Source organism: Amycolatopsis sp. NPDC051106 (assembly GCF_040682775.1).
Taxonomy (GTDB): domain Bacteria; phylum Actinomycetota; class Actinomycetes; order Mycobacteriales; family Pseudonocardiaceae; genus Amycolatopsis.
Genome location: NZ_JBFBBQ010000005.1, coordinates 28,198 through 50,858, shown reverse-complemented (window position 1 = coordinate 50,858; position 22,661 = coordinate 28,198). Strand labels below are relative to the sequence as shown.

Genomic DNA, 22,661 nt, shown 5'->3' with positions numbered 1-22,661 from the left:
GGAGCGATGACCTATCTCGACCACGCGGCGACCACTCCGATGTTGCCCGAAGCCGTAGCGGCGATGACCGAGGCGCTGTCCAACGTGGGCAACGCCTCCGCGTTGCATTCCTCGGGCCGCCGCGCCCGGCGGATGGTCGAGGAAGCCCGCGAAACCATCGCCGACGCCCTCGGCGCCCGGCCTTCCGAGGTGATCTTCACCGGCGGCGGCACCGAGAGCGACAACCTCGCGCTCAAGGGCATCTTCTGGGCCCGCCACGACGAGCAGGAGCAGCGTCGCCGCATCCTGGTCGGCGCCGCGGAGCACCACGCTGTCCTCGACACGGTCGAATGGCTCGAATCCCACTGCGGCGCCGAGATCACGCTGCTGGAAGTCGACAGCCAGGGCCGCATCTCGCCCGACACCCTCCGCGCCGCCATTGCCGCGGATCCCGACACCGTGGCGTTGGTGACGGTGATGTGGGCCAACAACGAGGTCGGGACGATCAATCCGATCGCCGAGCTGGCCGCGGTCAGCGCCGAGTTCGACATCCCGCTCCACACCGACGCGGTACAGGCCGTCGGCGCCGTCCCGGTCGACTTCGCGGCCAGCGGCGCCGCCGCACTCACCCTGACCGGACACAAGCTCGGTGGTCCCTTCGGCGTGGGCGCGCTCCTGCTCGGCCGTGACGTGACGTGCGTGCCCCTTCTGCACGGCGGAGGCCAGGAACGCAGCGTTCGCTCCGGCACCCTCGACGTCCCGGCGATCGTCGGGTTCGCGGCCGCTGTCCGAGCCAGCGTCGAGACCCGAGCCGATTACGCAAAGCGCGTGGAGGAGCTCCGCGATGGACTCATCGAAGTCATCCAGCGCGAAGTACCCGACGCCATCCTCAACGGCGGAGACGGCGAGCGGCTGCCCAGCCATGCTCACTTCACATTTCCCGGTTGCGCCGGCGACAGCCTGCTGATGCTGCTCGACGCCAAGGGCATCGAATGCTCGACGGGGTCCGCATGCACAGCCGGCGTCGCCCAGCCGAGCCATGTGCTGCTCGCCATGGGCGCCGACCCCGCGGCGGCTCGGGGTTCTCTCCGTTTCTCCCTCGGTCACACATCCACTGCCGCAGACGTCGAGGCGGTCGCCGCCGAGATCGGCGGAGTCGTCACGCGCGCCCGGCAGGCAGGCCTGGCCGGAATGCGCAAGCAGACCCAGAAGCAAGAGGTGTAACGCAATGCGGGTTTTGGCCGCGATGAGCGGAGGAGTGGACTCGGCGGTCGCCGCCGCGCGCGCGGTCGACGCCGGGCACGACGTCGTCGGTGTGCACCTGGCGCTGTCGGCCAAGCCCGGCACCTTGCGGACCGGGTCACGCGGTTGCTGCACGATCGAAGACTCACATGATGCCCGGCGGGCTGCCGACATCCTCGGAATCCCGTTCTACATCTGGGATTTCGCGGAACGCTTCACCGAAGAGGTCGTCGAGACCTTCGTCGGGGAATACGCCGCCGGACGCACACCGAATCCGTGCGTCACCTGCAACGAGAAGATCAAGTTCGAGGCTCTTCTCGAGAAGGCGATGGCGCTTGGCTTCGACGCCGTCGCGACGGGACACTACGCACGCCTCTCCGTGGAGGCTGGCGTGCCCGAGCTACGTCGTAGTGCCGACAGCGGCAAGGATCAGTCCTACGTGCTCGCCTCCCTCACCTCGGAGCAGCTCAGCCACGCCATGTTCCCTCTGGGTGGCTCTTGGAAGACCGATGTGCGCGCGGAGGCAGAGCGCCGCGGATTGTCCGTCGCCAACAAGCCGGACAGCCACGACATCTGCTTCATCCCGGACGGTGACACCAAGAAGTTCTTGGAGAACCGGCTGGGGCAGCGTCCCGGCGAACTCGTGGACGCGGAGACCGGCGCAGTGCTCGGCCGGCACACCGGGGTGCACGGATTCACCGTCGGACAGCGCAAGGGGCTCGGGATCGAAGCTCCGGCGCCTGACGGCCGTCCTCGATATGTCCTGTCCCTCGAACCGGTTTCCGGTTCCGTCAAGGTCGGTTCCGCCGCCGGACTCGGGATCAACACGATCGAGGCCGACCGCGCGATCTGGCCCAGCGGTAAGCCGTTGACCGAGCCGACCGAATGCGTGGTGCAGGTCAGGGCCCACGGAGGCATTGTCGACGCGGTCGCCGACGTGGACTCCGACACCATGACGGTGCATCTGCGCGAGCCGCTACGCGGGGTGGCCCCGGGCCAGGTCGTCGTGCTCTACCGGCCGGATGCCGAGGGTGGGGACATCGTCCTGGGCAGCGCGAAGATCTCGGGCACGCGCTGATCGTCGGTCATTGCCGTGGCTTCTTGCGGCTGCGGTTCGTCCGTCTTCGGCCGGCGTGCATCGATGGCGGTGTCGTCGAGTGCGCCCGGCCCGCCGGTGTCGCGACGTGCACCGTGCCATCAGGTGTGACTTCGTAGTTCCAACCGGGTTGGCCCTTCAGCTTGCGATGCCGCGAGCAGTACGTGACCGGCTGATCCGCGGCTTCTGCGGGCTCGCCTTGCGCCCGGGTCGCCTCGACCCCGCAGTTCTGCGCAGGACGTGTGCATCCGGGCTGCCGGCACTCGCGATCCCGGACCCGGACGAACTCGTCGTGCGCTGGGTCCAGCGGATACCGCGTCGGTGACAGCTCGATCGCTTGGCCGCTACGCGGATCGGTGAGGACTCGCCGGAGCGTTGTGTCGGAGCCGCTGATGATGCGCCGGGCCACTGACGCCGCGATGGGCCCGCGTCCGGCCAGGATGGCCGGGGAGTCGTTCACGCCGAGGTACGTCGCCAGGTCGACGTGCAGGAACACTTCGGTGCGCTCGCTCGGGCCGCCCATGCCGCTGAGCAGCAGGTCCATGGCGATGTCCGCTCGAAGCTGGTCCAGCGTCCGAGACTCGTCCGGAGTCTTCAACGCCCGAGCGGCCCGGTCGATACGGGCGTAGGCCGCTGTCGCTTTCTCGGTCGGCGCGTTGTTGATCGAAAGACTGGTCACGCCGGTGTCTTGGTGGTGCATCGCCAACCGCCGTTCGACGAGGCTCCGTTCGGTGCGCTGCGCGGCACCCTCCGGATCTACTTTCGCGGCCGCGTAGGCCGCAGCTCGGCGGACCTGAGTGGCATTCCGCCCCGGAACGCGGTCCTCGAGCGTCGCATCGACGACGCGTACGTGATCTCTGGACAGCCATGCCGTCGCATCGGTGACCTTCATGGCGCGATAGAGGTCGAGCCGGCCGTCGTCCATGAGGTTGAGCATGCGGGGGAGCCGGGCGATCAGCGCGTTCGCCGCCGAAACTATGGCGCCTGCTCGGTGTTCCGTGATGGACAGTGCCAACGCCACCTCGGAAGCCGTACTGGGCGCCCGTCTCCGGCGCACGCTGAGGTCCGCGATTGCCCGTAGCTGAAGGGCTTGCAGCTTGGAAATCTCGGCATCGGTGACGCGGATCAACTCGACGAGCTGATCGTCTTTCATGCGTTGCAACACATCCGGGTCAGCGCGGACCGTGTTCAGTACGAATGGGAGCTTGTCGTAGATGGTCGAGGAGTCTCCGGGCGGGACGAGTTTGCGAAGCGGTTGCGAAGGTGTCATGGGCTCGACCGTACGAGGCCTCGCGGGAAATGTCACCGAGATTCAGAAGAATGGGTGGTAAAGGGGAGCGAACGGTCCGTTCGCGCCCTCTGTGACTTGACGTACGCGAATTGATTCGCGATGGTTCGCGTGCGCGGACGTGTGCGTCACCGATTCCGGAAGGAGGCTGATCGAGCTTATGTCCTATGTGGATGAACCAGAAATCGTTGGACGCCAATGCTGTGAGAGTTCAGAGCTTGAGCTTGAAGCCGGTGTGGCTCGGAACGAAGCCGAGCCGCTCGTAGAACCGGTGTGCGTCGGCCCTCGAGACGTCCGACGTGAGCTGTACGAGCGCACATCCTCGTCGTCGCGACTCGTCGATCGCCCAGCGCATGAGGTCGGCACCGAGCCCCGAGCCGCGGTGGTCGGCCCGGATCCGGACGGCCTCGACCTGACCGCGGAGGGCGCCGCGCCGGGCGAGGCCGGGAATGATCGTCAGCTGCAATGTCCCGACCGGTTCATCTTCGGAGACCACGACGATCAGAAGCTGGTTCGGATCTGCGTCGATCTGCTCGAAAGCGTGCAGGTAGGGCCCGAGGTCACGGGGATCGTCACGGGCCGCGCCGAGCTGGTCGTCCGCCAGCATGCGCACTATCGCGCCGATGTCCTCGCGCCGTGCCCTACGGATGATGTAGTCGTTCACGGCGCCAGTATCACAGGGCTCGGGTGAACCCTTGATAGCTCTGCTCGAAGCCGAAGCGCGCGTAGAAGTCCCGCAGGTCGACGCGCGCCAGGCCGGAATCGAGGTGGAGGCGGCTGCAGCCCCGTCGACGAGCTTCGTCGATGCCCCACGTCAGGAGTGCGCTGGTGACGCCACGCCGCGCGGCGCGGATGCCCTCGAGCAAGCCGCGGGTCGCGCCGTCCCAGGCGAGTCCTCGGAACACCGTCAGCTGCGCGGTACCGGCGACGCCGTTGTCGTCCTCGGCGACGACCAGCGTGACGTGCGGGGTGGTCATGAGTTCTTGGAGTGCGGCCGCCAGCGGCTCGCCCGGTGCGCCGAACAGGCGCACGAGCGCCTCGATGTCCCTCGCTCTGGCACGCCTGATGACTTCCATTTCACCCAGTATGCAGGAGGCTGGCCGAGCGTCGTGACAGCGACGACGTGACTACCCGCGGTGCTGGCCGCGAGGTCGCTCAGGGTGCCGTGTAGTGGCGGACGCCGTCGACGACCTGGGAGGCCAGTTTGCCCTGCGATACCAGCAGGTCGAGATGTGCCGCTGTCTCCAGGACGGCGAGCGTCTGGTTGAACGAGTCCATATCGGACAGTTTGCGGTTGCGGCGGGTCCAGCCGATCCGATGTGCGGCCTCGAATGCGGTGCTCGCGCCGGCTGTGATCTGAGAACCGATCGTCTCGAGGCGTTGCCGATGGTGTTCCAGCAGTTCGTCGACCCGCGTGTGCACGCTTTCGGACACCGGACCGTGGGCGGGCAGCATGCGGCGGTCGGGCATCGCGCGCACCAGGCGCAGCGAGTCCATGAAGTCGTTGAGCGGCAACTCGGCCGGCACGGGCTGGAATCCGATCGAAGGCGTGATGTGCGGCAGCACGTGATCACCGGAGAACAGCAGATCGGCGGTGTCGTCGACGAACACGACATGGCCGGTCGTGTGACCGGGAGTGGCCACGACGTCGAACTCGCGGCCGGGCAGGATCGATCGCCGTCCCGGAGTCAGCCACTCGTCGGGTGCTTCCCAGAGATCGGCCTCCGTGTGCCGCCGGTCTGTACCGAAATCGCGGGCGAGGGCTTCGACGACTTCGCGGGCGCCGGCCTGGGCCAGCAGATCGATCTGAGCTTCCATCGGCATCCGGTCAGGGTTGCCGGAGGCCTTCAGCGATGGCTCCTCGTCCTGGCCCAGGGCGATCTTCGAGCCGAATTCGCGACGAAGGACCACAGCCTGCGAATAGTGGTCGCGGTGCACGTGGGTCACCAGGAACTCGCTGACATCGGCGAGCTCCGCGCCGATGCCGCCGAGCGCGTCCGCGAGCTGTTGCCGCGCCACGCTCAACGCCCAGCCCGAGTCGACCAGGACCAGCTTCTCGCCGTCGGTGACCGCGTAGACGTTGACCGCGCGCAGAGCGTCGTTGGGCAGGGGCAACGGGATCCGGTAGACACCGGCCGAGACCTCGTAGATTCCGGGCTCGGTCCAGTTCCTGTCGCTGCTTTCCGGCAACGGTTCCACGGTGACCTCCGTCCCGGCGAGACTGCGATGTCCCGGCCTCCATTCACCCTGAGCCGTGCCGGGCGCGCTGTCCACCGGGAGAAGCTGAGACACCGGTCACTTGCTCAGTTGGTGTCTTGCTTCAGGGCGGTGTCGATCGTGAGGGCCGCGGCGACGACCATGCTGGCGAGCGGATCAGGCAGGGGGCGGGGGATCTCGACGACGTAGTTGTCGGCGGTGGTGAAGGCGGCTTTGAGGAACCCGCCCCACGTCTTGGTCACCCGGGCGACCTCGGTGCCGGCGTGGTCGCGGATCGAGAAGTTCCAGGCACGCCAGTTCTCGGCGAAGATGCCGCCCACCGAGTGGCCGTCGACGACGAAGCCGAAGCGGATCTTCCCGAAGACGTTCTCCTGGACGATCTCGCCGATCGGGGTCTCGTCGGCCCGGGTGACGAGGAACCGCGACTTGAAGACCTTGGCGGGCCGGGTCACCTTGAGCACGGTGCTGTGGTTGGCGTCCCGGACCTCGAACTTGTGGGTCAGGAACTGGTCGTAGTTGGTCAGGAGGCGGATCGCCTTCTTCAACGTGCTTTGCCCGACCTGGACGACTCCGCCGAGCCGATTGCCGTGCTGGTCGAAGACGCCGAACTCGTTGGCCATCTCGATCAGCTTCGCGCGCTGGTTGACCACCAGGACCGGCTCGGTGAACAGCGTCCCGCCACCGGCGTGCGCGGCACCGCGGCCGCGGGTCGCGCGATTGACCTGGTCTTGGACCCGTGCCGGGTCGTGGGACCGCTCGATGTCTAGCTCGATCAGCTCGGAGTCGCTCGGTGGTGGTGCCTGGTCGGCCGGTCGCGTGTTGGCTGTCCAGGCCCGGCCGTCCCACCAACGGTGCAGACGGGCATCCCGCGCGTCGGGATACCAGCCCGGTTGCGGTGGCGAACTCGTCATGGCGGGTGAGCTTATCCGCGCGGGCCCCGCCACGGTGCCGGTAAAGGCAAATGCGGCGTATGTCTGTCTCCGGGCGGCCCGGTCGGCGCTGCCATCAGGTGGTCGACCAGAATCGGTGGTCGTGAATGAGCGAGTTTGGCCCAGCGGTGCCGCGACGGCGATCGGCTCGATGCCGGGCACGGACGCCGCGGAGGCGGCGGCGATCGTGTTCGGCGAGCTCCCGGACTTCCCGCACCTGCCGGAACTGCCGGCCCGCGGCGTCGGTGCCGACATGCTCGGCCGGACCGCCGCGCTGCTGGTCGACCTGGCCGTCGACGTCGTGCCGAGCGGCTACCGCGTCGCCCCGCGGCCGGGACACGAGCACCGCCGAGCCGTCGACCTGCTCCGCTGGGATCTCGACGCTTTGCAGGAAGCGCGGGAGAAGGCCGGAGCCACCCCGCCGGTCTTCAAGGTCCAGCTGGCCGGCCCGTGGACCCTCGGTGCCGGGATCGAGCTGCCCCGAGGTCACCGAGTGCTCACCGACCATGGCGCCTTGCGGGACTTCACGGCCTCCCTGCTGGACGGCCTCGCCGGGCATGTCGCAGAGGTTCAGGCCAGGACCGGCGCACCCGTGGTCGTCCAGTTCGACGAGCCGTCGCTGCCCGCGGTGCTGGCCGGCGGCCTGTCGACGCCGTCCGGCTACGGGAACGTCGCCGCTGTGCCGGAGCCGGAGGCACGTGACCTGCTCTCGACGGTGATCGACGGCGCGAAGGCGATCACAGGGCAGCCGGTGATCCTGCACTGCTGCGCCGCGAAGCCGCCGCTCGGCCTGCTGCGCGAAGCCGGTGCCGACGCTTTGGCCTTCGACCTCGCCGCGCTCGGTGGCGCGTCCGCCGCGTTCCTCGACGAAATCGGCGAAGTCTGGGACGGCGGGGCGACGCTGTTCCTGGGCGCGGTGCCGACGACGGAGCCCGCGTCGCCGCCAAGCCTGAAGGACATCGGTGAGCCGGCGTTCCGGCTGGCCGACCGGCTCGGCTTCAACCGCAGCGTTCTCGCCGAACGCGCGGTGCCGACCCCGGCCTGTGGTCTCGCCGGTGCCACACCCGACTGGATGCGGCGCGTCCTGGCGCTGACGCGTGATCTCGGTAAGGCCTTCGTGGAGCCCCCGGAAGGCTGGTGACGGAATCCGGCGACTCGCCGACGTCCACCCGGCCCGGCCAGTAGCGTGGCGGGGTAGCCGACCGAACGAGGACCACCTGTAGCCATGCGCCTGTTCCGCCGCAAGAGCACCGACGCCGATCCGCCCGACCCGCGCACCGCGTGGCCCGAGCAGCACGTGCCGGAGGACCCGGCGGCGGCCGCGGAGGCGTTCTGGCGCAGTTGGTACGACCTGCTCCCGATGGTCAGCGCTGCCCTCGGCGAAGGTGAGCCGCACCGGGTCGAGCACGAGCTCTGCCAGCTCGTCGAGGCGCTGCACCCACGGCTGCACTTTTCGCTCGAACGTGGTCGTCGGGCGATCTACGCCCTGGTCGTGACCGGCCAGGAGGACCCGGAGCTGCGTCCGTTCACCGACGCGTGGCGGGCCGCCGCGCCGCCGGAAGACGCGATCTGGGAGTACCACGACTCGGTCCCGCCCGTGCCCGATCCGACGGAGGTCACCGTCACCCTCGGGGAGCACCGGATCGCGCTGGCCGACGTCCGGGTCGTCGCGCAGGTCGACGAGGACGAGCGCGTGGTCGACGTCGCCGTCTTCCACCCGGGCTTCGAAGGCCTCGACGAGGCCGCCCGGCAGACCATGACGTTCTTGCCGCTCGACGCGACATTGGGTGAACGGCTCGCCGCCGAACGACTACGGCGCGTGGAGACCGCGGCGGCCGAACCGGCGGGCGCGATCACCCTTCTGGAGTTCCGTGAACTGGTCCGCGGGCTGGACGCCGGACCGGACGAAATTGTCGGTGCCGCCGACTAGGCTCACCACCTGTGAGCAGCACCGAACTCCCCCAGGAGCAGATCACCGCGGAGGACGTCACCGACGTCCCGGCCGACGTGCGCGAGCGCCACGGCGCCCTCGCGGAGGAACTGCGCAACCACCAGTTCCGCTACTACGTCCTGGACTCGCCGATCATCTCCGACGGGCAGTTCGACGAGCTGCTCGGTGAGCTGGAGCGGATCGAGGAGCAGCACCCGGCGCTGGTCACCCCCGAATCGCCGAGCCAGCGCGTCGGGGGCACGTTCTCGACCGAGTTCACCGCGTACGACCACCTCGAGCGCATGCTCAGCCTCGACAACGTCTTCGACGAGGACGAGTTCCTCGTCTGGGTGGAGCGCGTCGAGAAGGAGGTCGGGCACACCGAGTTCCTCGCCGAGCTGAAGATCGACGGACTCGCGATCAACCTCCTGTACGAAAACGGCCACCTCACCCGGGCGCTCACCCGGGGTGACGGCCGCACGGGAGAAGACGTGACGCTGAACATGCGCACGCTCGACCAGGTGCCGGAGACGCTCGCGAGCACCGACCAGTTCCCGGTTCCCGCCCTGGTCGAGGTGCGCGGCGAGGTCTACTTCCGCGTCGAGGACTTCCTCGAGCTGAACGCGAAGATGGTCGAAGCGGGCAAGCCGCCCTACGCGAATCCGCGCAACACCGCGGCCGGGTCGCTGCGGCAGAAGGACCCGAAGATCACGCGCGAGCGCCGGCTGCGGCTGATCTGCCACGGCCTCGGCAAGCGCGAGGGCTTCGAACCGCAGCGTCAGTCGGAGGCGTACGACGCGCTGGCCGCGTGGGGGCTGCCGGTGTCGCCCCACAGCAAGGTCCTGACGTCCGCCGAGGAGCTCACCGAGCACATCACCTACTGGGGTGAGCACCGGCACGACGCCGAGCACGAAATCGACGGCGTGGTCATCAAGGTCGACCGGGTGGCGCTGCAGCGGCGGCTGGGCACGACGTCGCGCGCGCCGCGGTGGGCGATCGCCTACAAGTACCCGCCGGAAGAAGCGATCACGACGCTGCTGGACATCCAGGTCAACGTCGGGCGGACCGGACGGGTGACGCCGTTCGCGGTCACCGAGCCGGTCAAGGTCGCGGGGTCGACCGTCGCGCGGGCCACCCTCCACAACCAGGAGGAGGTCAAGCGCAAGGGCGTGCTCATCGGCGACCGGATCGTCATCCGGAAGGCCGGCGACGTCATCCCCGAGGTCCTCGGGCCGGTGGTGGACGCGCGCACCGGCGACGAACGCGAGTTCGTCATGCCCACCCATTGCCCGGAATGCGGTACCGAGCTCGCCTACCAGAAGGAAGGCGACAAGGACATCCGCTGCCCGAACAGCCGGTTCTGCCGAGCGCAGCTGCGTGAGCGCCTCTTCAGCTTGGCCGGGCGCGGCGCCTTCGACATCGAGGTCCTCGGGTACGAGGCCGCGGTCGCGCTGCTCGACGCGCGAGTGGTCGCCGACGAGGGTGACGTCTTCGACCTGAACGAGGACAGCCTCGCCGAGGTCGAGCTGTTCCGCACGAAGGCCGGCGAGTTGTCGGCGAACGCGCGAAAGCTGCTCGCCAACCTCGACGTGGCGAAGGACCGGCCACTGTGGAAGGTGCTGGTCGCTTTGTCGATTCGGCACGTGGGGCCGACGGCGGCGCAGGCGCTGGCCCGCGAGTTCGGCTCGATCGAAGCCATCGAGCAGGCGACCGAGGAAGAGCTGGCGGACGTCGACGGCGTCGGCCCGACCATCGCGCGCGCGACGCGGGAGTGGTTCGAGGTCGGCTGGCACCGCGAGATCGTCGAAAAGTGGCGACGCGCCGGCGTGCGGATGGAGGAGGAACGCGACGATTCCGTCCCGCGCAACCTCGAAGGCCTGTCGATCGTGGTGACGGGGTCGCTCGACGGCTTCTCCCGCGACGAAGCCAAGGAGGTCATCATGGCCCGTGGCGGCAAGGCCGCCGGGTCGGTCTCGAAGAAGACGTCGTTCGTCGTCGTCGGGGACTCGCCTGGCTCGAAATACGACAAGGCCGTGCAGCTCAAGGTGCCGGTGCTCGACGAAGCAGGCTTCCGCGTGCTGCTGGAGCGGGGGCCCGAGGCGGCGCAGGAGGTGGCGCTGCCGGCCGGCGACGAGACCGCCGAAGAAGAGTCTGGGGAGACGGATGGGTGATGTCGAAATCCGGCCACCGCGGCCCGAGGAGTACGCCGCGGCGGGCGAGGTCACGGTTCGGGCCTACGACGTCGATGGTCACTTGGCCGACGACGTCGGTTATGACGCGAAGCTGCGTGACGTCGCGAGCCGGGCCGAGCTGGCCGAGGTGCTCGTCGCCGTCGATGCGGCGGGGGAGGTGCTCGGGACCGTGACCGTCGTGCAGCCGGGGTCTCCATACGCCGAGATTTCGCGTCCGGGAGAGCTGGAGTTCCGGATGCTCGCGGTGGCGCCGTCAGCACGTGGTCGCGGTGTCGGCGAAGCCTTGACGCGGGCCGTGCTCGACCGTGCGCGGGAGCTGGGCGTCCCCAAGGTGGTGCTCAGCAGTCTCGACCGGATGCACTCCGCTCACCGGCTCTACGAGCGTCTCGGGTTCGCGCGCCTGGCCGAACGGGACTGGCGGCCGTTCCCCCACATCAGCCTGATCGCCTACCAGATCGACGTCTGACCCTGGCATTCGTCGAAAAGGAGACGAGCCCACTCGGGCTCGTCCCCTTTTCGACGACGTGCGGGGTTAGCCGTCCAGGACGACCGCGACGATCCCGGCGAGGTGGGCGAGCCGGGCGACCTCGGCCGCCCGGAAGGCCGGGCCGCCGGGGCGGGCGACGAGCAGTGCCTTGCCCGGTTTGCCGAGCGGCGTGGCCGCCAGCTCGGTGCCCAGTTCCTTCCACGTCTCCGGGATCCAGGCCTCTTCGCCGTCGAGCACCGTCGCACGCTCGAGCGGCAGCCAGGGCAGGTCGGTGATCGGCGTCTCCGGGGCGGCGCTCGACGACGCCAGCCGGAGGGCGCCGGTCTCGGCGTGTTCGACGATCATCGCCCAGCCGGCGCGCACGATGCGGGGCACGCCCTCGGCCAGGATGTCGAGGCCCGACTTCGGCTGCGCGGCGATTTCTTCGACGAGTTCGAGCTCGCGGTGCGTGTCCAGCACGCCCGCGTAGGGGCGGACCGCGTCCACCTCGACGCCTTCGACACTCTCGGCCGCCGTGATGAGCGCGTCGGGCAGCCGGCCGGACGGGAGCTCGACCACGAGGTCGTCCACCGCCACTCCGGTGCCGCGCTCGACGACGTCCACGCTGAGGATGTCGGCGCCTACCGTGCCGAGCGCCGTGGCGACCGCGCCGAGGGTCCCCGGGCTGTCCGGAAGGAGGACCCGGATCAGGAACGACACCACGCGCCCCTCTCACCTCTGGCGTCCCAGCCTTGCCGTGGGACGCTCGATGCCGGTCGCCGATTGTGACAGACCCACCCGGTCCGTGGGCCTGCTGTCCGCCGGGCGGGAGTCGAGCGTCGCCGGACGGCACCCGGCCTGCGCCGGGCGTAACCCAGTCGAGTCGTCCGACGTCGTCACCATAGACTTGCAGCTTCCGAGACAACCCGCACAGCACAACCCGGGAGTCACCCGCGTGCCCAACATTTCCCGAGACGAGGTCGCGCACCTCGCGAAGCTGGCCAGGCTGGCCGTGACCGATGACGAGCTCGACGTCTTCGCCGGTCAGCTCGACCAGATCCTGGACTCGGTGGCCAAGGTGAGCGAGGTCGCCGCCGACGACGTGCCGCCGACCTCGCACGCCGTGCCGCTGACGAACGTCTTCCGGCAGGACGTCGTCCGTCCCGGGCTCACGCAGCAGCAGGCGCTGGCCGGTGCGCCGGCCGCCGAGGACGGCCGCTTCCGGGTGCCGCGGATTCTGGGGGAAGAGCAGTGACCGAGCTCATCAAGCTGACCGCCGCGGAGCTGGCGGAGAAGATCCACACGCGCGAGGTGTCCGCGGTCGAGGTCACCCAGGCCCACCTGGACCGGATCGCCGAGGTCGACGACCACATCCACGCGTTCCTGCACGTCGACACCGAGGGCGCGCTGGCCGCGGCCAAGGCCGTCGACGAGGGCATCGCCGGGGGGAACTCGCCCGCCTCGGCGCTGGCCGGCGTGCCGCTCGCGCTCAAGGACGTCCTGACCACCGAGGGCGTGCCGACGACCTGTGGTTCGAAAACGCTCGAAGGCTGGATCCCGCCGTACGACGCGACCGTGACGCGCAAGCTGCGCGAGGCCGGTGTCGTGATTCTCGGCAAGACGAACATGGACGAGTTCGCCATGGGCTCGTCGACCGAGAACTCGGCGTACGGCCCGACGCACAACCCGTGGGACCACGCCCGCATCCCGGGCGGGTCGGGCGGTGGCTCGTCGGCGTCGATCGCGGCGTTCGAGGCCGCCATCGCCATCGGGACCGACACCGGTGGGTCGATCCGGCAGCCCGGGTCCGTCACCGGCACCGTCGGGGTCAAGCCGACCTACGGCGGGGTGTCGCGCTACGGCCTCGTCGCTTTTTCGTCGTCGCTCGACCAGGCCGGGCCCTGTGCGCGGACGGTGCTCGACGCCGCCCTGCTGCACGAGGTCATCGCCGGGCACGACCCGCTGGACTCGACCTCCATCGACGCGCCGGTGCCGCCGGTGGTCGCCGCGGCTCGGCAGGGCATGACGGGTGACCTGAAGGGCGTCAAGGTCGGCGTCGTGAAGGAGTTCGGCGGCGACGGCTACCAGCCGGGTGTCGAGCGGTCGTTCCAGGCCGCGGTCGAGCAGCTGCGCGCGCTCGGTGCCGAGGTCGTCGAGGTGTCTTGCCCGAACTTCGTCTACGCGCTGCCCGCGTACTACCTGATCGCGCCGAGCGAGTGCTCCTCGAACCTCGCGCGGTTCGACGCCATGCGGTACGGCCTGCGCGTCGCCGACGACGGCACGCACAGCGCCGAAGAGGTCATGTCGCTGACTCGCGAGAAGGGCTTCGGAGCCGAGGTCAAGCGGCGCATCATGCTGGGGACCTACGCGTTGTCGTCCGGCTACTACGACGCCTACTACGGCTCGGCGCAGAAGGTGCGCACGCTGATCACGCGTGACTTCGACGCCGCCTTCGAAAAGGTCGATGTCCTCGTTTCGCCCACGACGCCGACGACGGCGTTCAAGATCGGCGAGCGCGTGGACGACCCGATGGCGATGTACCTCGCCGACCTGTGCACGATCCCGTCGAACCTGGCGGGCAACGCCGCGATGAGCGTGCCGAGCGGGCTGTCCGACGAGGACGGCCTGCCGGTCGGCCTGCAGATCATGGCCCCGGCGCTCGCCGACGACCGGCTCTACCGGGTCGGCGCCGCCTACGAGGCCGCCCGTGACGCCGCCGCCGGTGGAGCGCTCATCCACAAGGTCCCGGAGCTGGGAGGAACGAAGTGACTGCCGTGGCCGAGTTGATGGACTACGCCGACGTCATCGAACGCTTCGACCCGGTGCTCGGGCTCGAAGTCCACGTCGAGCTCAACACCAACACCAAGATGTTCTGCGGCTGCGCCAACGAGTTCGGCGGCGAGCCGAACACGAAGGTCTGCCCGACCTGCCTCGGCCTGCCCGGCGCGCTGCCGGCGCTCAACGGGAAGGCCGTCGAGGGCGCGATCCGGATCGGTCTCGCGCTGAACTGCGAGATCGCCGAGTGGTGCAGGTTCGCCCGGAAGAACTACTTCTACCCGGACATGCCGAAGAACTTCCAGACGTCGCAGTACGACGAGCCGATCGCCTTCAACGGCTACCTCGACGTCACGCTCGACGACGGCGAGGTCGTGCGCGTGGAGATCGAGCGCGCGCACATGGAGGAGGACACCGGCAAGTCGCTGCACGTCGGCGGCGCCACCGGCCGGATCCACGGTGCCGAGCACTCGCTGCTCGACTACAACCGGGCCGGCGTTCCGCTGATCGAAATCGTCACCAAGCCGATCGAGGGCACCGGCGAGCGGGCTCCCGAGGTCGCTCGCGCCTACGTGAGCGCGCTGCGCGACCTGCTGCGCGCGCTCGACGTGTCCGATGTCCGCATGGACCAGGGCTCGCTGCGGTGCGACGCGAACGTTTCGCTGATGGCGAAGGACGCGACCGAGTTCGGCACCCGCACCGAGACGAAGAACGTCAACTCGCTGCGCAGCGTCGAACGGGCCGTTCGCTACGAGATGACGCGGCAGGCGGCGATCCTCGCCGAGGGCGGTTCGATCAAGCAGGAGACACGGCACTTCCAGGAGGCCGACGGCACCACGTCGTCCGGCCGGACGAAGGAGACCGCGGAGGACTACCGGTACTTCCCGGAGCCCGACCTGGTCCCGATCGCGCCGTCCCGCGAGTGGGTCGAACAGCTGCGCGGCACGCTGCCGGAGATGCCGTCCGAGCGGCGGAAGCGGATCCAGGCCGAGTGGTCGCTTTCCGACGAAGCCCTGCGTGACCTGCTGAACGTCGGTGCTGTCGACCTCGTCGCGGCCACGGTCGAGGCCGGCGCGTCGCCGGACGAAGCCCGCGGCTGGTGGGTCAACACCCTGGCGCAGGAGGCGAACACCCGCGAGGTCGAGCTGGCCGACCTGACGATCACGCCGAAGCAGGTGGCCGAGGTCATCGGGCTGGTTTCCTCCGGCGAGCTGACGAACAAGCTCGCGAAGGAGGTCGTCCAGGGCGTGCTCGCCGGTGAGGGCGAGCCGCGCGAGGTCGTCGAGAAGCGGGGGCTGAAGGTCGTCTCGGACGACTCGGCGCTGCTCGCGGCGATCGACGAGGCCCTGGCTGGGCAGCCGGACGTCGCGGACAAGATCCGCGGCGGCAAGGTCGCCGCGGCGGGCGCGATCGTCGGTGCGGTCATGAAGGCGACCAAGGGGCAGGCCGACGCCAAGCGGGTCCGCGAGCTGATCATCGAGCGCGTCGGTTCCTGACCGTTGTCCTTCTCCGTCAAAAGCGTCACCTGGCGCGAGTGGCTCGGCCTGGCGGCCGGGCTGCTCGCGCTGGGCTCGATGTTCCTGCCGTGGACCACGCTGAGCACCAACAAGCCGGACATCGAAGACATCCTCTCGCAGTTGGAGCACAGTGACGTCGTCCGCGACGCCTGGCACTCGAGCTTCTTCGCGTGGTGCCCGCCGCTGCCGCTGCTGCTGGCCGGGCTGGTCGTGGTCTTCTTCGGGCGAATCCGGAAAGCCCGGGTCAGCGGCCTGCCGCACCTGTGGCTGGTGGTCGCCGTGGCGTCGCTGCTGCTGATGGTCGTCGGGTGGTTCACGCTGGACTGGGAGTTCGACGCAGACCAGCGCGGCATCTTCGACGCCGCCGGCATCGCCATCGGGCCCGGTTTCGGCCGGTTCCTCGGGCTGCTGGCCGCGCTCGTGTCGTGCGTGGCCGCTTTCCTGGACATCCGAGCGGCGCGGGCCGAGAGCCGGCAGCCGCGGAAACGTGAGCCCCGCAGCAAGAGCCGCTGACCCGGCTCTCGGCAACCCCGGTACCGGTTGAGGTGGCTGCGGGCCGCCGGTGGAGCTGCCCGGGGCGCCGTGCTTCCAGCCGATCCGGCGGGGGACGCGCGGGTGGTCGTGGCTCAGTCGTCCGTTCCGGTTGTGCGCCTGCGGTGACATCGTTGACATCGATGGCGGCCGTTGCGCGAGAAAGCGCTTTCTGAGACGGTCGGAGGGCGAGCCGCAGGAGGCTGCGGGCGGCCGGTGGGAGGCGCCGGCGGTGTCGCGGAAGGGCCCACACGGCGGAAGGGATGCGCCGGCGAAGGAGCCGCGCGGGGCCAGCGACGTGCGGACGCGCTTTGGTCGGCGCTCGCGGAGACGTCGCCGAAGCTGGTGAGGAGGGAGGCCGGGTGGCTCGGGGAAAGCGTTTGCGGGTCGCCGTGGTCGGGACCGGGGCCATTGCCGCCAGTCACCGCGCTGCTTACCAAGCCCACCACGACGATGTCGATCTCGTGGCCGCCGCCGATGTCGATGAAGGCCGGGCGCTCGCTTTTTGTGCGACCACCGACCACGCCGAGCCTTACCCGGACCTCGACTCCCTGCTCGCCGCGCAGGAACCCGACCTCGTCTCGATCTGTACTCCGCCCGGGCTGCACGTCGAACAGACCAAGAAGGTCCTCGAGAGCGGAGCCTGGGCCTGGTGTGAGAAGCCGCCTTGTCGTTCGCTGGCCGAATACGACGAGATGACCTCCGCCGAACTCGAGGGCGGCCCGTATGTCTCCTTCGTCTACCAGCAGCGGTCCGGGTCCGCCGTCGCCCATTTTCGGGAACTGCTCGCGAAGGGGGAACTCGGGCGTCCGCTCGTCGCGCATTGTCAGACCACCTGGTACCGCGACGCCGCCTACTACGCGGTCCCGTGGCGGGGGCGGTGGGCGACCGAAGGCGGTGGGCCCGCCATGGGCCACGGCATCCACCAGATGGATCTGCTGCTCCACCTGCTCGCCGATGACGAAGGCGGCGACGGCGAGTGGGCCGAAGTCCAGGCGATGACCGGGCGGCTCGTGCACGACGTCGAGACCGAGGACGTCTCCACAGCGCTCGTCCGGTTCGGGTCCGGGGCGCTGGCCACCGTCGTCAACAGTGTCCTTTCGCCCGACGAAGTGAGCCGGATCCGGGTCGACTGCGAGCGCGCCACCGTCGAGCTCACGCACCTCTACGGCCACGTCGCCGAAAACTGGCGGTACACCCCCGCGCCGCACGTTGCCGGAATACCGGCCGGGCCGGCCGAGGACGTCGGCAGCTCGCACGCCGCCGCGTTGGCGCCCGTCCTGGATGCCTATCGGGCCGGACAGCGGCCGCCGTGCAGTGGGCGGGATGGACGGCGGGTGCTGGAGTTCGTCGCCGCTCTCTACAAAGCCGCCTCCACCGGGCGGACCGTGCGCCGCGGGGAGATCGTGCCGGGGGATCCGTTCTACCGGGGGATGGCCGGGGTGACCGCGGGATGAGCGCCGCGATCACCGTCACCCACCGGCACGGCGACCGCGTGACCGTCGAGGCCGGCGGGGTCGCGCTGATGTCCTATGTGTACAAGCCCGACGCCGTCGTCTACGAGTCGCCCAAGCCCTACACCCACCCGTTGCGCACGCTGCGCGGCCGGCGCGTCAGCGGGTACCGGCCCGCCGACCACCGGTGGCACAAGGGCCTGCAGATGACCTCGAGCCACCTGTCCGGCCAGAACTTCTGGGGCGGCCACACCTACGTCCCCGGCCGCTGGTACCAGGAGCTGCCCGACCGCATCGGCTCGATGCGCCACGACGAGTTCGCCGGGTTCACCGTCGAAGGTGACCGGCTGACCTTCACCGAACGGCTCACCTGGGTGACCCACCGCGGCGACGAGTGGGCGCGCGAACGGCGTGACATCGCCGTCCACTCCGTCGAACCCGGCGAGGGCGCCTGGGCGATCGACTGGGGCATCGAGCTGACCAACGTCCGCGACGCGCCGCTCGTGTTCGGCAGCCCGACCACCGCCGGGCGCGAACAAGCCGGGTACACCGGCCTGCACTGGCGAGGTCCGCGTGACTTCGGTGGCGGCCGCGTCTTCGGGCCCGGTGGTCTCGGCGGCGACGACATGATGGGCGCGCAGGCGCCGTGGCTGGCCTTCGTCGGCGAACACGACGACGTCGACGCGCATTCGACGCTCGTCTTCGCGCACGCACCGGAAAACGACGACGCCATCCACGAGTCCCACTGGTTCGTCCGAAGCAAGGACACGCCCATGGTGGCCTTCTCGTGGGCGTTCTTCGAGGAATTCGCCCTCCCGCCGGGGGAAAGCTTCACGTACCGCTACCGGGTCGTCGTCGCGGACGGTGCGTGGGACCGCGATCAGGTGACCGACTACCTCGACAGGCACGGATGGTCATGAACGAATTCACGCTTCCAGGTGGAATCGGAATTTCGCACTTACGCGCCTACGAATGGGAAGCCGAAGATGGTGTCCTCGGCGGTAGCCCGCACGTCCACCTCGCCTGCACCGAGGCCTACGTCGTCACGGCCGGGCGAGGCGCCGTCCAGACGCTGAGCACCGGCGGGTACGCGGAGACGCCGCTCGAAGCCGGCATGATCGCGTGGTTCGCGCCGGGGACCGTCCACCGGATGGTGCAGGGCGGCGGCCTGCGCGTCACCGTCCTCATGCAGAACAGCGGCCTGCCCGAGGCGGGCGACGCCGTGTTCACCTTCCCGCCCGACGTGCTCGCGGACGCGGGGACCTACGCCGAGGCCGCCGCGTTGCCGAAAACCGACGAGGCCGCCAAAAGACGTCGTGACCTGGCGGTTCGCGGCTACCTGCCGCTGCGCGAAGCGCTGCTGAACGGCGATCCGGAGCCGCTGAGGTCTTTCCACCGGGCGGCCGTCGCGCTGGTGTCGCCGAAAATCGGAGACTGGGTACCGCGCTGGCAGGCCGGGGCCCTGAAGGCCGCCGAACTGACCGGCGCGCACCTCAAGGCCCTCGCCGACGGCGACGGGAGCCACCTCGACCAGGCGGGCGTCCGGGTCGCGACGCCGTCGAACCCCGACGGCTACGGCATGTGCGGGCGTCGCGCGGAATACGACATCCCGGGTGTCCCCTCGCCGCCCGGCGGGGAACCCCTCCACCAGGAAGGCCGGCAGCGATGAACCAGACCGCCATCGGAGTGCTGCTCAACGGGGTCACCGGCCGGATGGGCTACCGGCAGCACCTGCTCCGGTCGGTGCTGGCCATCCGCGAGCAGGGCGGCGTCGAGCTGCCCGACGGCTCCCGCGTGCAGCTCGAACCGATTCTCGCCGGGCGCAACGCGGCGAAACTCAAGGAAATCGCCGACCGGCACGGCCTGACCGCGTGGACGACCGACGTCGATTCGGCGCTGGACGACGTGCGGATCTACTTCGACGCGCAGCTGACCTCGGCGCGCGAGCCGTCGGTGCGGGCGGCGATCGCCGCGGGCAAGCACGTCTACGCCGAGAAGCCGCTGGCCGAGACGCTGCCCGCCGCGCTGGAGCTGGCCGGCCTCGCGCGCGACGCCGGGATCTGTCACGGCGTCGTCCACGACAAGCTCTTCCTGCCCGGGCTGCGGAAGCTGCGTCGCCTGGTCGACGGCGGGTTCTTCGGCCGGATCCTGTCGGTGCGCGGCGAGTTCGGCTACTGGGTCTTCGAGGGCGACTGGCAGGAGGCGCAGCGGCCGAGCTGGAACTACCGCGCCGAGGACGGCGGCGGGATCGTGCTCGACATGTTCTGCCACTGGAACTACGTGCTGGAGAACCTCTTCGGCGCGGTCCGCGCGGTGACCGCGAAGGCGGTCACGCACATCCCGCGCCGCTGGGACGAGCAGGGTGACGCGTACGCGGCGACAGCCGACGACGCCGCATACGGCATCTTCGAACTCGAATCGGGGGCGATCGCGCAGATCAACTCGTCGTGGTCGACGCGGGTCTTCCGCGACGAGCTGGTCGAGTTCCAGGTCGACGGCACCGAGGGCAGCGCCGTCGCCGGCCTGCGACGCTGCCGCGTCCAGCACCGCTCGGCGACGCCGAAGCCCGTGTGGAACCCGGACCTGCCCGCCACCGAGCCCTTCCGCGATCAGTGGCAGGAGGTGCCGGACAACGCCGAGTTCGACAACGGCTTCAAGGCGCAGTGGGAGGAGTTCGTCCGAGACGTCGTCGCCGGGCGGCAACACCGCTACGACTTCTTCTCGGCGGCACGCGGGCTGCAGCTCGCGGAGGCCGGGCTGACGTCGTCGGCAGAGGGACGACGGGTGGAGCTGAAGCCCCTGTCATAGCCAGGTCCGGGAGAAGCTGTCAGTCCTTGCCGTTGCCGCCGCCGGAGGTCGCCGGCGTGATCAGCACGACGCGGTCGTCGCTCGACACGGGCGTGCCGCCGTCCTTGTTGACCGTGCCGGCCACCGCGAGCTGGGGGTTGATCATGCTCATCCCGGCGAGCCGCCCGAACGTCTCCGGCGGCTTGCCGGTCTTGCCGTCGAGGGAGATCTGGGGCTTCCCGGTCACCGCGCCCTCCTTCGACACGGGGACGTTCTGCAGGTTGGCGGCCACGGAAGCCGCCACCTCCACGAAGCCGATCGAGTCGACGAAGTCCGCGCAGCCCGCGACCCCCGGCTTGTCCGGCCACGTCCACGCCGGCGTCGTCAGCGGCTGCCCGGCCTGCACCCGGTAGAGGGCGTCCTTGTCGGCGAGCCGGTCGGTGACCCAGACGCGGCCGCCGTCGGCGGAGGCGCACAGCCCTCCCGGCGCGTGCAGCCCGGCCGCCACGGCCAGCGCGCCGTTCGGGTTGCCGGCCGCGGCCTTGCCGGACGTGTCGATCCGCAGCACTTTCCCGGCCAGGGAGTTCGGGTCGGCGGCGGCGTTCGAGTTACCCGCGTCGCCGGTGGCGACGAGCAGCGCGCCGCGGTTGTCGGCGCTGATCGTGCCGCGGTTGCCGGTCGCGCCCTTCGGGATCCCGGTGAGCACCGGCTTGGCCGCCTGGCCTTTGGCGAAGCGCACGACGCGGTTGTCCGTCGCCGTCGTCACGTAGGCGAACACGAGCTGGTCCTCGACGTACGAAGGCGAAAGCGCGAGGCCTGTCAGGCCGCCGTCGCCGGCCGCCTGGACGTCGAGCTTCGCGAAGTCCGTCGCGTCCTTGCCCGCCGTCGCCAGCAGCACGCGGCCGCTCTTGCGCTCGCCCGCGAGGGCGCTCGGCGTCGCCCCGTCGCCCGGCAGGCCGGCGACCGCGGCGACGGTGTCCAGGCACGTCGCGATCACCGCCGGGTCGAAGTCCTTGCAGCCCTGCGGCGGCGGCACGGGCGTGGCCGACTGACCGGGCCGCGCCTGCTTGCCGTCGCCGCCGGAGTCCGCGCCGGGGCCCTGGACCTCGGGCGGCGACTCGGGGCTGGGCACGGGCGCGGGGCTGAAGGTCTGGCCCGCCGCGGTGTCGTCGAACCGCGCGCACCCGGCGGGCAGCAGGACGCCGCAGGCCAGGATCGCCAGCAGGGCCGACCGGTACCGGGTTCGCATGATCCCCGAGCCTAGGGGCCGGTGCGTGAACCATGGGTGAGTACTCCTCGATTACGGTGAGGATCATGACGCTGACCGTGCTGGTGCCCGACGACGAGGGCCTGACCGTGCTCGCCGAGGTGCCGCGGGTCCTGCCCGTCCGCCACCAGTGGGGCGAGCAGATGCCGCCCGAGGCCGCGAAAGCCGAAGTGCTCATCCCCGGCAAGCACCCGCCGGGCGAGGAGCTGTGGCGCACGCTGCCGAACCTGAAGCTGATCCAGCTGCTGTCCGCCGGCGCCGAGGACTGGGTCGGCAAGGTGCCCGACGGCGTCCTGCTTTCCACCTGCCGGGGCGCGCACGGCGGGAGCACCGCCGAGTGGGTGGTCGCCGCGCTGCTCTCGATGTACCGGAAACTGGACGTCTTCGGCGCGGCGCAGCGCGAAGGCCGGTGGGAACGGCAGAGCACCGACACGCTGCAGGGCAAGCGCGTCCTCGTCATCGGCGCCGGCGACCTGGGGCAGCACCTGCGGCGGCGGCTCGAGCCGTTCGACGCGCGGTGCACCATGGTCGGGATGACCGCGCGGGACGGCGTCCACGGCGTGCGGGAGCTGCCGTCGCTGCTCGGCCTGCACGACGTCGTCGTGCTGATGGTGCCGCTGACCTCGCGCACCCGCGGGATGGTCGACGCGGAGTTCCTCGCCGAGATGCGGGACGGCGCGGTGCTGGTCAACGTCGCCCGCGGCGCCGTCGTGGACACCGGCGCCCTGGTCGCCGAACTGACCACACGTCGGCTGCGCGCCGCGCTCGACGTCACCGATCCCGAGCCGCCGCCGCCCGGGCACCCGCTGTGGCAGGCGCCCGGGCTGCTGCTGACGCCGCACGTCGGCGGGGCCGTGCGCGGGGTGCGGGCGCGGTCGTACGCCGTCGCCGCGGCCGAGATCGCGCGGTACGCCGGCGGGGAGCTGCCGGACAACCTCGTGCACGGGGAGTACTGACGCGCGGCGCGGTCTCTCGCCAGGTCAGCCCGCAT

22 protein-coding genes are annotated in these 22,661 nt (G+C 70.1%); 15 read left to right on the top strand and 7 right to left on the bottom strand.

Features of this window, described 5'->3' with window-relative positions; all coding sequences use genetic code 11:
* Positions 1-6: 6 nt before the first annotated feature.
* The gene (locus AB0M83_RS05935) at positions 7-1,203 is read left to right on the top strand and encodes a cysteine desulfurase family protein (protein ID WP_364513092.1); all 1,197 of its coding nucleotides are present in this window, start codon (positions 7-9) and stop codon (positions 1,201-1,203) included.
* A 4-nt stretch (positions 1,204-1,207) separates the two neighbouring features.
* The gene (mnmA, locus tag AB0M83_RS05930; protein ID WP_364513089.1) at positions 1,208-2,299 is read left to right on the top strand and encodes a tRNA 2-thiouridine(34) synthase MnmA; all 1,092 of its coding nucleotides are present in this window, start codon (positions 1,208-1,210) and stop codon (positions 2,297-2,299) included.
* A gap of 7 nt (positions 2,300-2,306) precedes the next feature.
* Here the strand turns inward: mnmA and AB0M83_RS05925 are convergent, their stop codons facing one another.
* From AB0M83_RS05925 to AB0M83_RS05905, 5 genes are all read right to left on the bottom strand, one after another.
* Entirely contained in the window at positions 2,307-3,587 is a 1,281-nt protein-coding gene (locus AB0M83_RS05925; RefSeq protein ID WP_364513086.1) for a DUF222 domain-containing protein, read from the bottom strand.
* Between the two features lie 229 nt (positions 3,588-3,816).
* A complete protein-coding gene (locus tag AB0M83_RS05920; RefSeq protein WP_364513084.1) occupies positions 3,817-4,269 on the bottom strand; it encodes a GNAT family N-acetyltransferase in 453 nt (150 codons plus the stop codon).
* A gap of 10 nt (positions 4,270-4,279) precedes the next feature.
* A complete protein-coding gene (locus tag AB0M83_RS05915; RefSeq protein WP_364513081.1) occupies positions 4,280-4,681 on the bottom strand; it encodes a GNAT family N-acetyltransferase in 402 nt (133 codons plus the stop codon).
* Between the two features lie 79 nt (positions 4,682-4,760).
* Complete coding sequence (locus tag AB0M83_RS05910) at positions 4,761-5,804, bottom strand: MBL fold metallo-hydrolase (RefSeq protein WP_364513079.1); 1,044 nt, start codon at positions 5,802-5,804, stop codon at positions 4,761-4,763.
* Positions 5,805-5,908: 104 nt separating this feature from the next.
* Positions 5,909-6,733 (bottom strand): phospholipid scramblase-related protein, encoded by an 825-nt coding sequence (locus AB0M83_RS05905; RefSeq protein ID WP_364513076.1) that lies wholly within the window; start codon positions 6,731-6,733, stop codon positions 5,909-5,911.
* A gap of 121 nt (positions 6,734-6,854) precedes the next feature.
* Between AB0M83_RS05905 and AB0M83_RS05900 the strand changes: the two genes are divergently transcribed.
* The 4 genes from AB0M83_RS05900 (at position 6,855) to AB0M83_RS05885 (ending at position 11,339) form a co-directional block, all read left to right on the top strand.
* On the top strand, positions 6,855-7,892 hold the full coding sequence (locus AB0M83_RS05900; RefSeq protein ID WP_364513073.1) for a methionine synthase: 1,038 nt from the start codon (positions 6,855-6,857) through the stop codon (positions 7,890-7,892).
* 84 nt (positions 7,893-7,976) lie between these two features.
* On the top strand, positions 7,977-8,681 hold the full coding sequence (locus AB0M83_RS05895) for a hypothetical protein (RefSeq protein ID WP_364513071.1): 705 nt from the start codon (positions 7,977-7,979) through the stop codon (positions 8,679-8,681).
* A gap of 11 nt (positions 8,682-8,692) precedes the next feature.
* On the top strand, positions 8,693-10,852 hold the full coding sequence (gene ligA, locus AB0M83_RS05890) for an NAD-dependent DNA ligase LigA (protein ID WP_364513068.1): 2,160 nt from the start codon (positions 8,693-8,695) through the stop codon (positions 10,850-10,852).
* A complete protein-coding gene (locus AB0M83_RS05885; protein WP_364513066.1) occupies positions 10,845-11,339 on the top strand; it encodes a GNAT family N-acetyltransferase in 495 nt (164 codons plus the stop codon). Before ligA ends, AB0M83_RS05885 begins: the two co-directional genes overlap by 8 nt.
* 66 nt (positions 11,340-11,405) lie before the next feature.
* Here the strand turns inward: AB0M83_RS05885 and AB0M83_RS05880 are convergent, their stop codons facing one another.
* A complete protein-coding gene (locus AB0M83_RS05880; protein ID WP_364513474.1) occupies positions 11,406-12,059 on the bottom strand; it encodes an amino acid-binding protein in 654 nt (217 codons plus the stop codon).
* Between the two features lie 235 nt (positions 12,060-12,294).
* Between AB0M83_RS05880 and gatC the strand changes: the two genes are divergently transcribed.
* The 8 genes from gatC to AB0M83_RS05840 all read left to right on the top strand — a co-directional run bounded on the left by gatC (position 12,295) and on the right by AB0M83_RS05840 (position 20,424).
* Positions 12,295-12,594 (top strand): Asp-tRNA(Asn)/Glu-tRNA(Gln) amidotransferase subunit GatC, encoded by a 300-nt coding sequence (gene gatC / locus AB0M83_RS05875; RefSeq protein WP_284743223.1) that lies wholly within the window; start codon positions 12,295-12,297, stop codon positions 12,592-12,594.
* Positions 12,591-14,108, top strand: coding sequence for an Asp-tRNA(Asn)/Glu-tRNA(Gln) amidotransferase subunit GatA (gene gatA / locus AB0M83_RS05870; protein ID WP_364513062.1), 1,518 nt, complete (start codon positions 12,591-12,593; stop codon positions 14,106-14,108). Before gatC ends, gatA begins: the two co-directional genes overlap by 4 nt.
* Positions 14,105-15,610, top strand: coding sequence for an Asp-tRNA(Asn)/Glu-tRNA(Gln) amidotransferase subunit GatB (gatB, locus tag AB0M83_RS05865; RefSeq protein ID WP_364513059.1), 1,506 nt, complete (start codon positions 14,105-14,107; stop codon positions 15,608-15,610). Before gatA ends, gatB begins: the two co-directional genes overlap by 4 nt.
* Before the next feature lie 3 nt (positions 15,611-15,613).
* On the top strand, positions 15,614-16,144 hold the full coding sequence (locus AB0M83_RS05860) for a hypothetical protein (protein ID WP_364513056.1): 531 nt from the start codon (positions 15,614-15,616) through the stop codon (positions 16,142-16,144).
* A gap of 380 nt (positions 16,145-16,524) precedes the next feature.
* Positions 16,525-17,619, top strand: coding sequence for a Gfo/Idh/MocA family oxidoreductase (locus AB0M83_RS05855; RefSeq protein ID WP_364513054.1), 1,095 nt, complete (start codon positions 16,525-16,527; stop codon positions 17,617-17,619).
* A complete protein-coding gene (locus AB0M83_RS05850) occupies positions 17,616-18,536 on the top strand; it encodes a PmoA family protein (RefSeq protein ID WP_364513051.1) in 921 nt (306 codons plus the stop codon). Before AB0M83_RS05855 ends, AB0M83_RS05850 begins: the two co-directional genes overlap by 4 nt.
* The gene (locus AB0M83_RS05845; RefSeq protein ID WP_364513048.1) at positions 18,533-19,285 is read left to right on the top strand and encodes a cupin; all 753 of its coding nucleotides are present in this window, start codon (positions 18,533-18,535) and stop codon (positions 19,283-19,285) included. The genes AB0M83_RS05850 and AB0M83_RS05845 overlap by 4 nt, the downstream gene beginning before the upstream one ends.
* Positions 19,282-20,424, top strand: coding sequence for a Gfo/Idh/MocA family oxidoreductase (locus AB0M83_RS05840; protein ID WP_364513045.1), 1,143 nt, complete (start codon positions 19,282-19,284; stop codon positions 20,422-20,424). Before AB0M83_RS05845 ends, AB0M83_RS05840 begins: the two co-directional genes overlap by 4 nt.
* Before the next feature lie 19 nt (positions 20,425-20,443).
* On the opposite strand, the gene AB0M83_RS05835 is transcribed toward AB0M83_RS05840, so the two are convergent.
* The gene (locus AB0M83_RS05835; protein ID WP_364513042.1) at positions 20,444-21,652 is read right to left on the bottom strand and encodes a PQQ-dependent sugar dehydrogenase; all 1,209 of its coding nucleotides are present in this window, start codon (positions 21,650-21,652) and stop codon (positions 20,444-20,446) included.
* A gap of 65 nt (positions 21,653-21,717) precedes the next feature.
* Here AB0M83_RS05835 and AB0M83_RS05830 point away from each other — a divergent pair, with 65 nt between their 5' ends.
* Positions 21,718-22,626 (top strand): NAD(P)-dependent oxidoreductase, encoded by a 909-nt coding sequence (locus AB0M83_RS05830; protein ID WP_364513039.1) that lies wholly within the window; start codon positions 21,718-21,720, stop codon positions 22,624-22,626.
* Positions 22,627-22,661: the final 35 nt, after the last annotated feature.

What these genes read in the sequence shown, in the direction of transcription:
- mnmA (WP_364513089.1), top strand. Translation starts at nt 1,208, where the DNA reads ATGCGGGTTTTGGCCGCGATGAGCGGAGGAGTGGACTCGGCGGTCGCC.
- AB0M83_RS05835 (WP_364513042.1), bottom strand. Translation starts at nt 21,652, where the DNA reads ATGCGAACCCGGTACCGGTCGGCCCTGCTGGCGATCCTGGCCTGCGGC.
- AB0M83_RS05850 (WP_364513051.1), top strand. Translation starts at nt 17,616, where the DNA reads ATGAGCGCCGCGATCACCGTCACCCACCGGCACGGCGACCGCGTGACC.
- AB0M83_RS05840 (WP_364513045.1), top strand. Translation starts at nt 19,282, where the DNA reads ATGAACCAGACCGCCATCGGAGTGCTGCTCAACGGGGTCACCGGCCGG.
- AB0M83_RS05845 (WP_364513048.1), top strand. Translation starts at nt 18,533, where the DNA reads ATGAACGAATTCACGCTTCCAGGTGGAATCGGAATTTCGCACTTACGC.
- AB0M83_RS05830 (WP_364513039.1), top strand. Translation starts at nt 21,718, where the DNA reads ATGACGCTGACCGTGCTGGTGCCCGACGACGAGGGCCTGACCGTGCTC.
- AB0M83_RS05935 (WP_364513092.1), top strand. Translation starts at nt 7, where the DNA reads ATGACCTATCTCGACCACGCGGCGACCACTCCGATGTTGCCCGAAGCC.
- AB0M83_RS05915 (WP_364513081.1), bottom strand. Translation starts at nt 4,681, where the DNA reads ATGGAAGTCATCAGGCGTGCCAGAGCGAGGGACATCGAGGCGCTCGTG.
- AB0M83_RS05925 (WP_364513086.1), bottom strand. Translation starts at nt 3,587, where the DNA reads ATGACACCTTCGCAACCGCTTCGCAAACTCGTCCCGCCCGGAGACTCC.
- AB0M83_RS05905 (WP_364513076.1), bottom strand. Translation starts at nt 6,733, where the DNA reads ATGACGAGTTCGCCACCGCAACCGGGCTGGTATCCCGACGCGCGGGAT.
- AB0M83_RS05885 (WP_364513066.1), top strand. Translation starts at nt 10,845, where the DNA reads ATGGGTGATGTCGAAATCCGGCCACCGCGGCCCGAGGAGTACGCCGCG.
- AB0M83_RS05895 (WP_364513071.1), top strand. Translation starts at nt 7,977, where the DNA reads ATGCGCCTGTTCCGCCGCAAGAGCACCGACGCCGATCCGCCCGACCCG.